This window comes from Cellulomonas persica, assembly GCF_007989825.1.
GTDB classification, from domain to species: domain Bacteria; phylum Actinomycetota; class Actinomycetes; order Actinomycetales; family Cellulomonadaceae; genus Cellulomonas; species Cellulomonas persica.
Map to the genome: position 1 here is coordinate 50,888 of NZ_BJUA01000006.1, position 13,072 is coordinate 63,959.

General features: G+C 73.6%; 13 protein-coding genes, 1 other RNA gene and 1 pseudogene. 10 read left to right on the top strand and 5 right to left on the bottom strand.

The window, feature by feature from the left end; translation table 11 throughout:
• Nucleotides 1–3: 3 nt before the first annotated feature.
• Nucleotides 4–1,341, bottom strand: a complete 1,338-nt coding sequence (locus tag CPE01_RS07325; RefSeq protein WP_146806002.1) for a glutamine synthetase family protein — start codon at nucleotides 1,339–1,341, stop codon at nucleotides 4–6.
• Nucleotides 1,342–1,612: 271 nt separating this feature from the next.
• Between CPE01_RS07325 and CPE01_RS07330 the strand changes: the two genes are divergently transcribed.
• Both CPE01_RS07330 and panB read left to right on the top strand, forming a co-directional pair.
• The gene (locus tag CPE01_RS07330) at nucleotides 1,613–3,409 is read left to right on the top strand and encodes an NAD+ synthase (RefSeq protein WP_246783799.1); all 1,797 of its coding nucleotides are present in this window, start codon (nucleotides 1,613–1,615) and stop codon (nucleotides 3,407–3,409) included.
• A 150-nt stretch (nucleotides 3,410–3,559) separates the two neighbouring features.
• Nucleotides 3,560–4,372: a 3-methyl-2-oxobutanoate hydroxymethyltransferase gene (gene panB / locus CPE01_RS07335; RefSeq protein WP_146806003.1), complete on the top strand. Its 813-nt coding sequence runs from the start codon at nucleotides 3,560–3,562 to the stop codon at nucleotides 4,370–4,372.
• Nucleotides 4,373–4,388: 16 nt separating this feature from the next.
• Here panB and CPE01_RS07340 read toward each other — a convergent pair whose 3' ends face one another.
• Nucleotides 4,389–4,571: an SPOR domain-containing protein gene (locus CPE01_RS07340; RefSeq protein ID WP_146806004.1), complete on the bottom strand. Its 183-nt coding sequence runs from the start codon at nucleotides 4,569–4,571 to the stop codon at nucleotides 4,389–4,391.
• A gap of 126 nt (nucleotides 4,572–4,697) precedes the next feature.
• Here CPE01_RS07340 and map point away from each other — a divergent pair, with 126 nt between their 5' ends.
• The 4 genes from map to CPE01_RS07360 all read left to right on the top strand — a co-directional run bounded on the left by map (nucleotide 4,698) and on the right by CPE01_RS07360 (nucleotide 8,416).
• Nucleotides 4,698–5,561: a type I methionyl aminopeptidase gene (gene map / locus CPE01_RS07345; RefSeq protein WP_146806005.1), complete on the top strand. Its 864-nt coding sequence runs from the start codon at nucleotides 4,698–4,700 to the stop codon at nucleotides 5,559–5,561.
• Nucleotides 5,558–6,310: a polyphosphate--glucose phosphotransferase gene (ppgK, locus tag CPE01_RS07350; RefSeq protein ID WP_146806006.1), complete on the top strand. Its 753-nt coding sequence runs from the start codon at nucleotides 5,558–5,560 to the stop codon at nucleotides 6,308–6,310. The genes map and ppgK overlap by 4 nt, the downstream gene beginning before the upstream one ends.
• An 18-nt stretch (nucleotides 6,311–6,328) precedes the next feature.
• On the top strand, nucleotides 6,329–7,216 hold the full coding sequence (locus CPE01_RS07355) for an MBL fold metallo-hydrolase (protein WP_146806007.1): 888 nt from the start codon (nucleotides 6,329–6,331) through the stop codon (nucleotides 7,214–7,216).
• Nucleotides 7,217–7,327: 111 nt separating this feature from the next.
• A complete protein-coding gene (locus CPE01_RS07360; protein ID WP_146806008.1) occupies nucleotides 7,328–8,416 on the top strand; it encodes a DUF817 domain-containing protein in 1,089 nt (362 codons plus the stop codon).
• Nucleotides 8,417–8,517: 101 nt separating this feature from the next.
• Here CPE01_RS07360 and CPE01_RS16735 read toward each other — a convergent pair.
• The 3 genes and pseudogenes from CPE01_RS16735 to rnpB form a co-directional block, all read right to left on the bottom strand.
• A pseudogene (locus tag CPE01_RS16735) lies at nucleotides 8,518–8,997 on the bottom strand (copper resistance CopC family protein); the annotation flags it as partial.
• Nucleotides 8,998–9,075: 78 nt separating this feature from the next.
• Nucleotides 9,076–9,708 (bottom strand): hypothetical protein, encoded by a 633-nt coding sequence (locus CPE01_RS07370; protein WP_146806010.1) that lies wholly within the window; start codon nucleotides 9,706–9,708, stop codon nucleotides 9,076–9,078.
• Nucleotides 9,709–9,785: 77 nt separating this feature from the next.
• Nucleotides 9,786–10,182: RNase P RNA component class A (gene rnpB / locus CPE01_RS07375), an RNA gene on the bottom strand.
• A gap of 60 nt (nucleotides 10,183–10,242) precedes the next feature.
• Here rnpB and CPE01_RS07380 point away from each other — a divergent pair.
• From CPE01_RS07380 to CPE01_RS07395, 4 genes are read left to right on the top strand one after another with little or no spacing between them, the layout of a single operon-like run.
• Entirely contained in the window at nucleotides 10,243–10,653 is a 411-nt protein-coding gene (locus tag CPE01_RS07380) for a VOC family protein (protein WP_146806011.1), read from the top strand.
• 54 nt (nucleotides 10,654–10,707) lie between these two features.
• Nucleotides 10,708–11,034, top strand: coding sequence for a DUF6191 domain-containing protein (locus tag CPE01_RS07385; RefSeq protein ID WP_186811453.1), 327 nt, complete (start codon nucleotides 10,708–10,710; stop codon nucleotides 11,032–11,034).
• Nucleotides 11,035–11,071: 37 nt separating this feature from the next.
• Nucleotides 11,072–11,848, top strand: a complete 777-nt coding sequence (locus CPE01_RS07390) for a YaaA family protein (RefSeq protein WP_146806012.1) — start codon at nucleotides 11,072–11,074, stop codon at nucleotides 11,846–11,848.
• The gene (locus CPE01_RS07395) at nucleotides 11,845–13,017 is read left to right on the top strand and encodes an SLC13 family permease (RefSeq protein WP_146806013.1); all 1,173 of its coding nucleotides are present in this window, start codon (nucleotides 11,845–11,847) and stop codon (nucleotides 13,015–13,017) included. Before CPE01_RS07390 ends, CPE01_RS07395 begins: the two co-directional genes overlap by 4 nt.
• The last annotated feature ends 55 nt before the right edge of the window (nucleotides 13,018–13,072 follow it).

The following is a 13,072-nucleotide window of genomic DNA, read 5'->3' on the forward strand; positions in this document are numbered from 1 at the left end:
GGCTCACAGGACCGGCAGGAACCGCTTCAGCTCGTAGGGCGTGACCTGGGCGCGGTACTCGTCCCACTCCCGCCGCTTGTTCTTCAGGAAGAAGTCGAAGACGTGCTCGCCGAGCGTCTCGGCCACGAGCTCGGACTTCTCCATGACCGCGATCGCCTGGTCGAGCGACTGCGGCAGCGGCTCGATGCCCAGCGCGCGTCGCTCGGCGTCGGTCAGCTCCCACACGTCGTCGTCGGCGCCCTCGGGCATCTCGTAGCCCTCCTCGATGCCCTTGAGGCCGGCGGCCAGCAGGACGGCGAACGCGAGGTACGGGTTCGTCGCGCTGTCGACCGCGCGGTACTCGACACGGCTCGAGTTGCCCTTGCCCGGCTTGTACATCGGGATCCGGACCAGCGCCGAGCGGTTGTTGTGGCCCCAGCAGATGTAGCTCGGCGCCTCGGCACCGCCCCACAGCCGCTTGTAGGAGTTCACGAACTGGTTGGTCACCGCCGTGATCTCCGCGGCGTGCTTGAGCAGACCCGCGATGAAGTGACGCGCGACCTTCGACTGCTCGAGGTGCGCACCCGGCTCGTGGAACGCGTTGCGATCCCCCTCGAACAGCGACAGGTGCGTGTGCATGCCCGAGCCCGGCTGGTCGGCCAGCGGCTTGGGCATGAAGCTCGCGAAGACGCCCTGCTCGAGCGCGACCTCCTTGACGACCTGCCGGAACGTCATGATGTTGTCCGCGGTCGTCAGCGCGTCCGCGTAGCGCAGGTCGATCTCGTTCTGCCCCGGACCGGCCTCGTGGTGCGAGAACTCCACCGAGATGCCCATGGACTCGAGCATCGTGATGGCCGCACGCCGGAAGTCGTGCGCGGTGCCGCGCGGCACGTGGTCGAAGTACCCGCCCTGGTCGACCGGCACGAGCGGCTGGTCGGGGTCCGCGGGCGCGTCGAACAGGTAGAACTCGACCTCGGGGTGCGTGTAGAACGTGAACCCCTTGTCGCTCGCGCGGCTGAGCGCGCGCTTGAGCACGTTCCGGGAGTCCGCGAGGCTCGGCTCGCCCTCGGGCGTGAGCAGGTCGCAGAACATGCGCGCGGTGCCGTGGCGCTCGCCGCGCCAGGGCAGGACCTGGAACGTCGACGGGTCGGGCCGGGCGATCATGTCCGCCTCGTAGACGCGGGTCAGGCCCTCGATCGCGCTGCCGTCGAACCCGATGCCCTCCGAGAAGGCGGCCTCGAGCTCGGCGGGGGCGACCGCCACCGACTTCAGGATCCCGAGCACGTCGGTGAACCAGAGACGGATGAAGCGGATGTCCCGCTCCTCGACCGTGCGGAGCACGAACTCCTGCTGCCTGTCCATGGCGCCTATCCTGCACGATCCCACCCCCTGCCCACGTGCCCATCCGCACACCGGCGCGCCCGCACCTCGACCACCACCCCTGTCCCACCGCCACACACCCACCGGCCGACGCCCAGCAGCCACCACCTGCGGCCGGCACCCACCGGCCACGGCCCCACGGCCGGCACCCGCGCCCCACCCACCGGCCACCGCACCGACCAGCACGCGCCCAGGGTGTGGGGTGGGCCACGGTGCGGCGGTGGGTGCGGGTGGGGGTCGGTAGGGTCGGGGTGTGGGTCGGGTGAGAGTGGCAGCGGCGCAGGTCGACACGTGCGTCGGGGATCTCGAGGGCAACGCGCGCCTCGTGCTCGAGTGGACGCGCAAGGCGGCCGACGAGGGTGCGCAGCTCGTCGTCTTCCCGGAGATGACGCTCACGGGGTACCCCATCGAGGACCTCGCGCTACGGGCATCGTTCCGGCGCGCCGCTCAGGCGACGCTCGAGCGGCTCGCGGTCGAGCTCGACGAGGCGGGGCTCGGTGACGTCGCGGTCCTCGTCGGGTCGGTCGGCGAGCGGCCCGCCAGGCGGCTGCGCACGCACGACGAGGAGGGTGACGGCCACGACAGCAGCAAGGCACCGTCCGACGGCCTCGTCGACGACGGCCTTCCCACGGCGCTGCTGCCGGACTCCGAGCTGGTCGGCGACGTGGTCGCCGGACGCCCCGAGGCGTCGGACGCCGTGCGCCCGACGAACGACGCGATCCTGCTGCGCGGCGGTCGCGTCGAGGCGCGCTACTCCAAGCACCACCTGCCGAACTACGGCGTGTTCGACGAGTACCGGATCTTCGCCCCCGGCGACGAGATCTGCGTGATCGACGTCGCGGGTCGCCGGCTCGGCGTCGTGATCTGCGAGGACATCTGGCAGGACGGCGGCCCGGTCTCCCTGATGGACGAGAACGAGGTCGCGGCGCTGGTCGTCCTCAACGGCTCGCCGTTCGAGGAGGGCAAGGGCCACGTGCGGGCCGAGCTCGCGGCACGGCGCGCCGAGCAGGTCGACGCGCCGGTGCTGTACGTCAACCTCGTCGGCGGCCAGGACGACCTCGTGTTCGACGGCGGCTCGTTCGTCGTGGACCGCGACGGCACGAGCCTGGCCAGCGCGCCGCAGTTCGTCGAGCACCTGCTGGTGTGGGACCTGGCCGACGAGGGCGAGCCGTCGCTGCCCGGCCCGCAGGTCCCGCCGCTGCACCCCGACGAGGAGACGTACCGGGCGGTGGTGCTCGGGCTGGCCGGGTACGTGCGCAAGAACGGGTTCCGGTCGGTGCTGCTGGGGGTCTCGGGCGGGATCGACTCGGCGCTGACGGCGGCGATCGCGGCGGATGCGATCGGCGGCGAGAACGTCGTGGGCGTCTCGATGCCGTCGTCGTTCTCGTCCGAGCACAGCAAGGACGACGCGGAGGACCTCGCCAAGCGCATCGGTGCGGACTACCGCGTGCAGCCGATCGCGCCGATGGTCGACGCGTTCCAGGCGCAGCTCGCGCTCGAGGGCGTCGCCGAGGAGAACCTGCAGGCGCGGGTGCGGGGCGTGATCCTCATGGCGATCTCGAACCGCGAGGGGCACCTCGTCATCGCGCCGGGCAACAAGTCCGAGCTCGCGACCGGGTACGCGACCATCTACGACGCCGGCAGCATCGGCGGCTACGCGCCGCTCAAGGACGTCGACAAGTCGCGCGTCTGGGCGCTGGCGCGCTGGCGCAACAACCACGCGATCGACCGCGGCGAGATCCCGCCGATCCCGGAGTCCTCGATCACGAAGCCGCCGAGCGCCGAGCTGCGTCCGGGCCAGACCGACCAGGACTCGCTGCCGCCGTACGACCTGCTGGACGAGGTCCTCGACGCGTACGTCGAGCACGCCGAAGGGCGTCAGGAGCTGCTCGCGCGCGGTTACGACGAGGCCGTCGTCGACCGGGTGCTGCAGCTCGTCGACCGGGCCGAGTGGAAGCGTCGGCAGTACCCGCTGGGGCCCAAGGTCACGGCGCTCGCGTTCGGGCGCGACCGGCGTCTGCCGGTGACGTCCCGCTGGCGCGAGCCCTGAGCCCGGACGACGAACGCCACCGACAGGGCCGCCGCCGCGGGACCTGACCCGCGGGGGCACGACGAGACATCCCGGCCGGCGCACGCGACCCATCCCGCACCATCCGTACGAACGACCAGCAGACGAACCGCAGGACCGAACGGAGCGACGATGACCGAGACCCCCAAGCGCGTGCGAGTCCACCACCTGCGCGAGGCCAAGGAGGCGGGCCGACGGCTCACGATGCTCACCGCGTACGACGCGGTGACGGCGCGGATCTTCGACGAGGCGGGCGTCGACATGCTGCTCGTCGGCGACTCGATCGGGAACACGATGCACGGTCACGCCACGACCCTGCCGGTGACGGTCGAGGACATGATCCCGCCGGCGCGCGCGGTCGCGGGCGCGGCCCAGCGCGCGTTCGTCGTCGTCGACCTGCCGTTCGGCTCGTACGAGGCCGGGCCGCAGCAGGCGCTCGAGACCGCGGTCCGGGTCATGAAGACGACCGGCGCGGACGCGGTGAAGTTCGAGGGCGGCAAGCGTTCCGCCGCGCAGATCCGCGCGATCACGGCGGCGGGCATCCCGGTCGTCGGCCACCTGGGCTACACGCCGCAGTCCGAGAACCTGCTGGGCGGGCCGCGTGTCCAGGGCCGCGGCGACGTGGCTGCCGAGGAGCTGTCCGAGGACGCGCTCGCGGTCGCCGACGCGGGCGCGGTCGCCGTGGTGCTCGAGATGGTCCCCGCGCCGGTGGCCGCGCGCATCACCGAGATCGTCGCGATCCCGACGATCGGCATCGGCGCAGGCGCCGAGTGCGACGGTCAGGTGCTGGTCTGGGTCGACATGGCCGGCATGGGCGACTGGTCGCCGCGGTTCGCCAAGCGGTTCGGCGAGGTCGGTGCGGCGCTCAGGGCGGCCGCGAGCGCGTACGTCGACGAGGTCCGCAGCGGCACGTTCCCGGACGCGGAGCACAGCTTCCTGACGTGACGCTCAGCGGTCGCCGTCAGCGCTCGGCCTCCTCCTCCGCCTCCCACGCGGCGGTGCGGGAGCGTGCCTTCTCGAGGGCGTGCAGCGCCTCCTCGCGCGACGAGTAAGGCCCGAGGACGTCCTTCCAGTCGCTGCGTCGACCCTCCTCGACCTGCTTGGTCGCGGTGTTGTACCAGTACTGCGGCGTGTCGTCGCCCACGGTCCCTCCTCCTCACCTTCGAGCCCAGCTTCGGGCCCACGTTCGAGCCCATCGTCGCGCTCACCGTCGTCGAGCAGGCGCGGGCGCGCGGTCTGGTGGTGCCTGCGCTTTCGTAGACTGCCAGCCATGTCGCCCGTCCGCTCCGCGCTCGTCCCCGGCAAGATCAGCCCCCGTCTCGCCGTCCCGTCCACCATCGCCCGTCCCGAGTACGTCGACAAGCCGGGACCGCGGCACTACACCGGACCGGACGTGCTCGACGACGAGACGATCGCGGCGATCCGGGGCGCGGCACGGATCGCCGCGCAGGCGCTCGCGGAGGTCGGTGCGCACGTCGAGCCAGGCGTGACGACGGACCAGCTCGACCGGATCGGGCACGAGTTCCTCCTCGACCACGGCGCGTACCCGTCGACGCTCGGCTACCGCGGGTTCCCGAAGTCGCTGTGCACGAGCCTCAACGAGGTCATCTGCCACGGGATCCCGGACTCGACCGTGGTGCAGGACGGCGACATCGTGAACATCGACATCACGGCGTACATCGGCGGCGTGCACGGGGACAACAACGCGACGTTCCTGGCGGGTGACGTCGACGAGGAGTCGCGCCTGCTCGTCGAGCGTACGAAGGAGTCGCTCGACCGGGCCATCAAGGCCGTCAAGCCGGGCCGCGAGATCAACGTCATCGGTCGCGTGATCGAGAAGTACGCAGCACGATTCGGGTATGGCGTGGTGCGCGACTACACCGGCCACGGCGTGGGACCGGCGTTCCACACGGGCCTCGTGGTCCCGCACTACGACGCGGCACCGCAGTACGACACGCTCATCGAGCCGGGCATGGTGTTCACGATCGAGCCCATGCTCAACCTCGGAACGCCCGACTGGGTCATGTGGGACGACGACTGGACCGTCGTGACGGCGGACGGCCGCCGCTCCGCGCAGTTCGAGCACACCCTGCTGGTCACCGAAGACGGAGCGGAGATCCTGACCCTGCCATGAGCCATCACGACCTCGCGTTCGGCATCGACATCGGCGGCAGCGGCATCAAGGGCGCCCCCGTGGACCTGAAGAAGGGGGCGTTCGCCGACGACCGGCTGCGCATCCCCACCCCGCAGCCGGCGACGCCGGATGCGGTCGCGGCGACGGTCGCCGAGATCGTCGACTCGTTCGACCTCGACAAGAAGGTGCCGATCGGCGTCACGTTCCCCGCGGTCATGCTGCACGGCGTGGCGCAGTCGGCGGCGAACGTCGACGACTCGTGGATCGGCACCGATGCCCAGGAGCTGTTCTCGCGGGCCACGGGTCGGTCCGTGGTGGCGGTCAACGACGCCGATGCGGCGGGCTTCGCCGAGACGCAGTACGGCGCCGCGAAGGGCGTCGACGGCGTGGTGCTGGTGATGACGCTGGGCACGGGCATCGGCTCGGCGCTGGTCGTCGACGGCCGTCTGGTCCCGAACACCGAGCTGGGGCACCTGGAGATCGACGGGCAGGACGCGGAGACGCGCGCGTCCGACGCCGCGCGGGATCGTGACGAGCTCGACTTCCCGCAGTGGGCGCAGCGCCTGCAGCGCTACTTCTCCGTCGTCGAGAACCTGTTCTGGCCCGACCTGATCGTGGTGGGCGGCGGCGTGAGCAAGCACCACGAGAAGTTCCTGCCGCTGCTCGACCTGCGCACCACGATCGTCCCGGCCGAGCTGCTGAACAAGGCCGGCATCGTGGGCGCGGCCGCGCTCGCGGCGCGCCACTGACGCGGTCGCGTCCGCGCGGTGACGTCCGACGGCGTGCTGGTCGAGGTCGCGCCCGGCGTCCACGTCGCGACGAGCGAGGTGTACACGACGACGAGCACCGTCGTGGTGGGCGACGAGGGCGGCTGTCTCGTCGTCGACCCGGGCGTCACGGCGCGCGAGGTCGAGGCGCTCGGCGACGCCGTGCGTGCGCGCGGCTGGCACCCGGTCGCCGTCTGGTCGACGCACCCGCACTGGGACCACCGCCTCGACGGTCCGTGGCTGCGGGGCGTGCCGCGCTGGTCGGCGCCGAGCGGGAACCAGCCCGACGAGCCCGCGCGGGCGCACGTCCCTGTCGCCCGGTTCGCGGCCCAGCGCGACGACGACGACGAGCTCGCCCGGGCGCTGCACGCCAGACCTGCCGACGCGCCTGCCGCGATCGCGCCTGAGCCGCGACCGGCGCCCGTACGCCCGGGCGGTGGCGAGGGCGTCGCCGCTGCGTGGCACACCCTGGACGACGAGGCGATCGGCTGGTCCGGCCCGCGGGCACTGGTCCTCGCGCACCGCGCGCACGCCGCTGGGCACAGCGCCCTCCTGCTGCCCGACGTCGGCGTGCTGATCGCGGGCGACATGCTCAGCGACATCGAGATCCCGCTGCTCGACGACGACGCCGCCGACCCGGTCGGCGACTACCGCACGGCGCTCGACGTGCTCGCGACGTGCGGGGCGACCCTCGTCGTGCCCGGTCACGGCTCGGTGGGGCGCGAGCTCGACGCGCGAGTCACCGCGGACCGCGCCTACCTGACGGCGCTCGCGGGCGGCGCCGAGCCGGACGACCCCCGCCTGGCCGCGCCGGCCCAGCGAGCGGCGCACGAGCAGCAGCGCATCCTCATCGCACACGCGTCGCACCGGACTCCTCCCGGCGGCTGACGCGGCTCTCCCCGGCGGCTGACGCGCGTCGTCCCACACCTGCGCGTCACCCGCCCAGAACCTCCACACGAACCGGGGTCACCGCCGGCCGCCGAGTGCTGGGCTGGTCCCGTGCTGCTCGCCCACCGCCTGGTCCGCCCCCTGTCGCACGCGCGCTCGGCCGTCGAGCGCGGGCTGACGTCGGTCGAGCAGCGGATCGACGCCTGGGCGCACCGGCGCCTCGCGCGCCTGCCGACCACGGGTCCGCGCGCGTGGCTCGTCGAGCTCGTCGTGTTCACGCTCAAGCAGGCGTGGGCGTGCCTGTTCGGCGCGCTGCTGCTCGCCGCGATCCTCGCCGCACGCCTCTGGTACCCGGACGACGCCCCGCTCGCGCGCAACGACGCGCTCACGCTCGTCGCGGTCGCGCTCCAGGTGCTCATGCTCGTCACGCGCCTGGAGACGGTCCGCGAGATGCGGGTCGTGCTGCTGTTCCACGTCGTCGGGACGGTCATGGAGGTCTTCAAGACCGACGTGGGCTCGTGGTCGTACGCAGCCGACGGGATGCTCAGGGTCGGCGCCGTCCCGCTGTTCTCGGGCTTCATGTACGGCGCGGTCGGCTCGTACCTGGCGCGCGTCATGCGGATCTTCGACCTGCGGTTCGACCGGTACCCGCGGCGCTGGCTCACGGCGGTGGTCGCCGTGGCGATCTACGCGAACTTCTTCACGCACCACTGGTGGTGGGACGCGCGGTGGCTGCTGGTCGCGGCGGTCGTCGTGGTCTACGGGCGCTGCGTGATGCACGTGCGCGTCCTGACGCAGGTGCGTCGCATGCCCGTGCTGGTGGCGTTCCTGCTCGTGTCGAGCGTCATCTGGGTGGCCGAGAACGTCGCGACGTTCGCCGGTGCGTGGCTCTACCCCGCGCAGGCGGCCGGCTGGCACCTGGTCTCGCCGCACAAGCTCGTCGCCTGGTTCCTGCTCATGCTGATCTCGGTGGTGCTCGTGGCCTGGGTGCACGTCCCGCGCCCGCCCGACGAGCAGGCGCGGGACGTGGGGCGTCAGGTGCCGGACCGCCGCGAGCGGCGCACGGACCACAGCACGGCGACGACGCCCGCGACGAGCACCGCGAACAGCGCCCCGACGACGAACGTCGCCGGCCCGCCGCTGCGCGGGCCGGGGTCGATCGTCGGCAGCGCCGACGGCGTCGACTCCGGCGTCGGTTGAGCAGTCGCCGCGGGAGTGCGCTCGGGTGTCGGCGCCGCGGTCGGCTCAGGTGTCGCGGTCGGCTCGGGCGTCCCGAGGGCGTCGGCCGCGACGAACGTGAACGTCCCGTCGATCGGGTGGCCGTCGCCCGACGTGGCGCGCCACTCGACGGTGTACTCCCCCGCAGGCAGGTAGCCGTCGAGGGCCTGACGCACGGCCGCGTCGGCGAGCTCGGGCGCTCCGGAGGCGGCGTCGCGCCCGTCGGGCGTGCGCACCACGATCTTGGTGCCGATCGCGAGCGCGGGTGCGGAGAACGTCAGCGTCACGGCCTCGGGAGCGTGCGGCAGCGTCGCGCCCGCAGGCGGGTCGCTGGACACGAGCCGGTCGTGCGCCTCGGCGCCGGTCCCGCCGGCGAGGACGAGACCGCCCGCGACGAGCGCCGCAGCGAGCATCCTCGTCGCGCGCACGGTCGTCGCACCTCGGCGGCCGACGTCGCGGCGGGGCACGGACAGCAGGCGGCTCATGGGCAGGAACGGTACGTCGGCGGGCCGCTCGGCGAGCGGCGCCAGGGGTCGCGCAGGAGCGCGCAGGAAGGGGGTCATCAAGGTCCTCGACAGGCGGGGCCGCGCGAGCGCGGCGGGACGGCGACGTCACACCGCGCGACGAGGGCGTCGGGGCCGTCAGTCGCGGGGTGTGCCGGTGGGCGGGAGCGCCACCGAGGGAGGACCCCGACGAGAGGGCGCGCCGCGCAGGTGCAGCGTCGCGACCGGTGCGGCGGAGTCGTCGTGCGGCAGGACATGGACGAGCACCGGGGCGACGAGCTCGGCGGGCGCCCGCAGGAGCGGCGCGAGCAGCCCGACGACGTGCACGGCCGCACGCTCGGCGCCCGCCACGACGAGCGCGGTCACCACCGTCGCGACGGCGTGCCAGACCGCCATCGCGCGACCGTCGACGAGCGGGGCTCCGGAGGCAGCGCCGCTTGCGCAGGTCGCCGCCAGGTGCGCCGCCGCCCCGTGGTGCGCGTGCGCCCCGGCGTCGGGTGCGACCTGGCCGCACGCGCCCAGCACCGCGAACGCGTGGTGCAGGAGGAGCTGCCCGACGGCGAGGACCGCGAGCGCGACCGGCCACGTGACTCGTCGGCCCGTGACGAGCACGGTGACGGGCAGTGACAGCGCGACGAGCGCCAGGACGAGCCCGGGTGCGGGCGCGGGACCTCCGCCGAGCGCGTGCGCGACCGCAGCCAGCGCGACGACCAGGACGGACAACCCGAGAGCCCGCACGAGGCGGGCCGCGGCGGACGTCGGCGTGGTCACGCCGCCACGCTAGCCCGCGCGCAGGACCAAGGTCCCCCACCGGACGTGTGAGGAGCGCCGCACCTGAACGGTTCGGGCGGATGAGTCAGCCGGTACGCCGGGTTCTGTTCCCGAGAGCGGTTACCCACGCTCGGGCGACGGCCATCCATCTACGACGTACGTTGCCGCACGCCTCCAGCGGCCTACCCGGGAGCTCGGGCGGGCAGCCCTCGAACGCTCCCTGTCTGGCCTTGCTCCGGGTGGGGTTTGCCGAGCCGCACCGGTCACCCGGTGCGCTGGTGGTCTCTTGCACCACCGTTTCACCCTTACCGCCCCGGCCCGGCGAACCGGTCCGGGGAGGCGGTCTGTTCTCTGTGGCACTGTCCCGCGGGTCACCCCGGGTGGGTGTTACCCACCACCCTGCCCTACGGAGCCCGGACGTTCCTCGGCGGACCGACCCGAGGGCCGGACCGACGCGGCCGCCTGGCTGACTCATCCGCGCCGTCGATGCTACCCGCCGCGCGACGTCGACCGACGCGCCCTACCGTGGCGGTCATGCCTCTCGTGGTCTCCCAGCTGACGATCGACTCGCGCGACCCGCACGCCCTCGCGGCGTGGTGGGCGCAGGTCCTGCAGTGGCAGTACGTCTGGGAGCCGGCCCCGGACGACGACGAGATCGAGATCTCCCCACCGGGTGGCGGCGCGACGAACTGGCTGTTCATCCGCGTCGAGGACCCCAAGCGGGGCAAGAACCGGCTGCACGCGGACCTGCGTCCGCCGGACGGCTCGGACCAGGCCACCGAGCTCGAGCGGCTCCTGGGGCTCGGGGCGACGCGCGTCGACATCGGGCAGGGCGACGTCCCGTGGGTCGTGCTCGCCGACCCCGAGGGCAACGAGTTCTGCCTGCTGCGCGGCACGCCGTCGCAGGCGGCGGCAGCGCTCGCGGCGGAGTCCGCCGGGTCCTGACCGCCGCCCGCTGACCGCCTACCGCGCCTCGTCGCCGCGTGCGAGCATGGCGGGATGGAGTGGGTCGTCGTGCTGGTCGCGGTGGTGGTGCTGCTCGTCGTCGCCGACCGCCTGACTGCCCGGGGCGTGTTCGACCGTTTCCTGGATCGGCCGCGTGTCGAGCGAGAAGGGTCGTCGACGGTGGGCGGGCTGTTCGACGCGCTCGGTGACGTGTTCCAGCCGAACCGCGAGCTCCTCACGGCCGAGAAGGAGCGTCAGCGACTCGACATCCACTACACGGGCGACGACGCGCCGCCGTTCGACCTCGAGTCCGGCACCGTCGTGCTGCCACCCACGACCCGACACCCCGACGAACGTCACGTCCCGCCCACTGCGCGCTGAGGCCGGTCGAGCGGTGGCGGCGTCCTAGAGTCGTCCGGTGCTCCTGCTGCTCCCTCCGTCCGAGGGCAAGACCGCCCCGCGCCGCGGCGCGCCGGTCGACCTCGACACGCTGTCCTCGCCGGCGCTGAACCCGCTGCGTGCCACGGTCCTCGACGCGCTCGTGGAGGTCTCCGCGCGGCCGGACGCGACCGACGTGCTCCACGTCTCGGCCGGTCTGGCCGACGAGGTCGCGCGCAACACCGGGCTGCGCGAGGCTCCCGCGGCACCCGCCCGCGGTGTGTACACGGGGGTGCTCTACGCGGCGGCGGGGCTCGACCACCTGACGCCCGCGCAGCGACGACGCGCCGCCGCGTGCGTGCGGATCTTCTCCGGGCTGTGGGGCGTGGTGACGCCCGAGGACGCCGTGCCGGCGTACCGGTTGTCGGGTGGTGTCGACCTGCCCGGTGTCGGGTCGCTCGCGGCGGTGTGGCGCGCCGCCCTCCCGGACGTGCTCGACGCCGAGGCTGACGGCGCGCTCGTCGTGGACGGACGGTCCGCCGACTACGTCGCGATGTGGCGCCCGCCGGTCGGCGCCGACTGGGTCGCCGTGCGCGTCGAGCGCGACCTCGACGGCACGCGGTCCGTCGTCTCACACAATGCCAAGCACGCGCGCGGGGTTCTCGCTCGGCACCTGCTGACTCGCCGGGCCCAGCCGCCGCGGGACGGGGACGCCCTGGCCCACGCCGCCGCCGAGCTCGTGGGCGGTGAGCTGCGAGCGGTGGAGCTGGGTGCCGCACGCGCCCGTGGCCCTCGGACGCTCACACTCGTGGTGTGAGCACGCCACCCCGAGGCCGCCCCTGGTGGGTGGTCGCCATCGTCGTGTCGGTGGTCGCGATCGGCACCGGCCTGCTGCCGCGCGCGGACGCGGTGGCGCTCGCCGAACGCACCGGCCCCGTGCTGCTGTTCGTCGCGGCGCTCACCGTGGTGTCCGAGCTGTGCGCGGGAGCGGGTCTGTTCACGGCCGCCGCCGACGTCGCGGCACGCGCGGCGCGCGGCCACCGGTGGGCGCTCTGGGCGGGCGTCGTCGTGCTCGCCATCGTGGTGACCGCGGTGCTGTCGCTCGACACGACCGCGGTGCTCCTGACGCCCGTGGTCATCGCGCTCGCGCGACACACGCGCACCTCCCCGCTGCCGTTCGCGCTGGCGGTGGCCGCGCTCGCGAACACCGCCTCGCTGGTCCTGCCGGTCTCGAACCTCACGAACCTGCTGGCGGACCATGAGATCCGCCGGTCGGGCACGGGCTACCTCGCGCTGATGTGGGCACCGGCGCTCGCGGCGGTCGTCGTCACGGTCGTCGTGCTGGCCGTGCGCGACCGCGCCGCGATCCGCGGCCGCTACGCCCTCGTCGCTGCGCCGCCCGCACCCGACCCGGTGCTGCTGCGGGTCACGGGCCTCGTCGTCGGCGCGATGGCGGTCGCGTTCGTCGCCGGCGTGACGCCCGCCCTCGCCGCGGGTGCCGCCGGCGTGCTGCTGCTCGGTCTGACGCTCGCGCGTCGGCGCCCGCTGCCCGTCGCGCCGGGCGACATGGTGCCGTGGCGCACCCTGATCGTCGTCGCCGGGTTGTTCGTGCTCGTCGCGACGGCGCACGCGCACGGGATGGCCGAGGTGCTGCACCGAGCGGCGGGTGACGGGCACGGCCCGCTCGACCTGCTGCGGCTCGCCGCCGTGGGGGCGCTCGCCGCCAACGCGGTCAACAACCTGCCCGCGTTCCTCGCGCTGGACCCCGCCACGGCCGGCGACCCGTTGCGGATCGCGGCGCTGCTCATCGGCACGGGCGTCGCGCCGATCCTCACGCCGTGGGGGTCGCTCGCGACCGTGCTGTGGTGGCAGCGGTGCCGTCAGGTGCTGCTGGACGTGCCGACGCGGACGATCGTGCGCCAGGGCCTCGTGCTCGCCCCGCTCGCTCTGGTCGCCGCCGTGGCCGCGCTCGTCGCGACCACCTGACGCGCGACCACCTGACGCGCGACCACCGGACGCGCGACCACCGGACGCGCGATCA

What these genes read in the sequence shown, in the direction of transcription:
- panB (WP_146806003.1), top strand. Translation starts at nt 3,560, where the DNA reads ATGACCGAGACCCCCAAGCGCGTGCGAGTCCACCACCTGCGCGAGGCC.
- CPE01_RS07380 (WP_146806011.1), top strand. Translation starts at nt 10,243, where the DNA reads ATGCCTCTCGTGGTCTCCCAGCTGACGATCGACTCGCGCGACCCGCAC.
- CPE01_RS07385 (WP_186811453.1), top strand. Translation starts at nt 10,708, where the DNA reads ATGGAGTGGGTCGTCGTGCTGGTCGCGGTGGTGGTGCTGCTCGTCGTC.
- ppgK (WP_146806006.1), top strand. Translation starts at nt 5,558, where the DNA reads ATGAGCCATCACGACCTCGCGTTCGGCATCGACATCGGCGGCAGCGGC.
- CPE01_RS07325 (WP_146806002.1), bottom strand. Translation starts at nt 1,341, where the DNA reads ATGGACAGGCAGCAGGAGTTCGTGCTCCGCACGGTCGAGGAGCGGGAC.
- map (WP_146806005.1), top strand. Translation starts at nt 4,698, where the DNA reads ATGTCGCCCGTCCGCTCCGCGCTCGTCCCCGGCAAGATCAGCCCCCGT.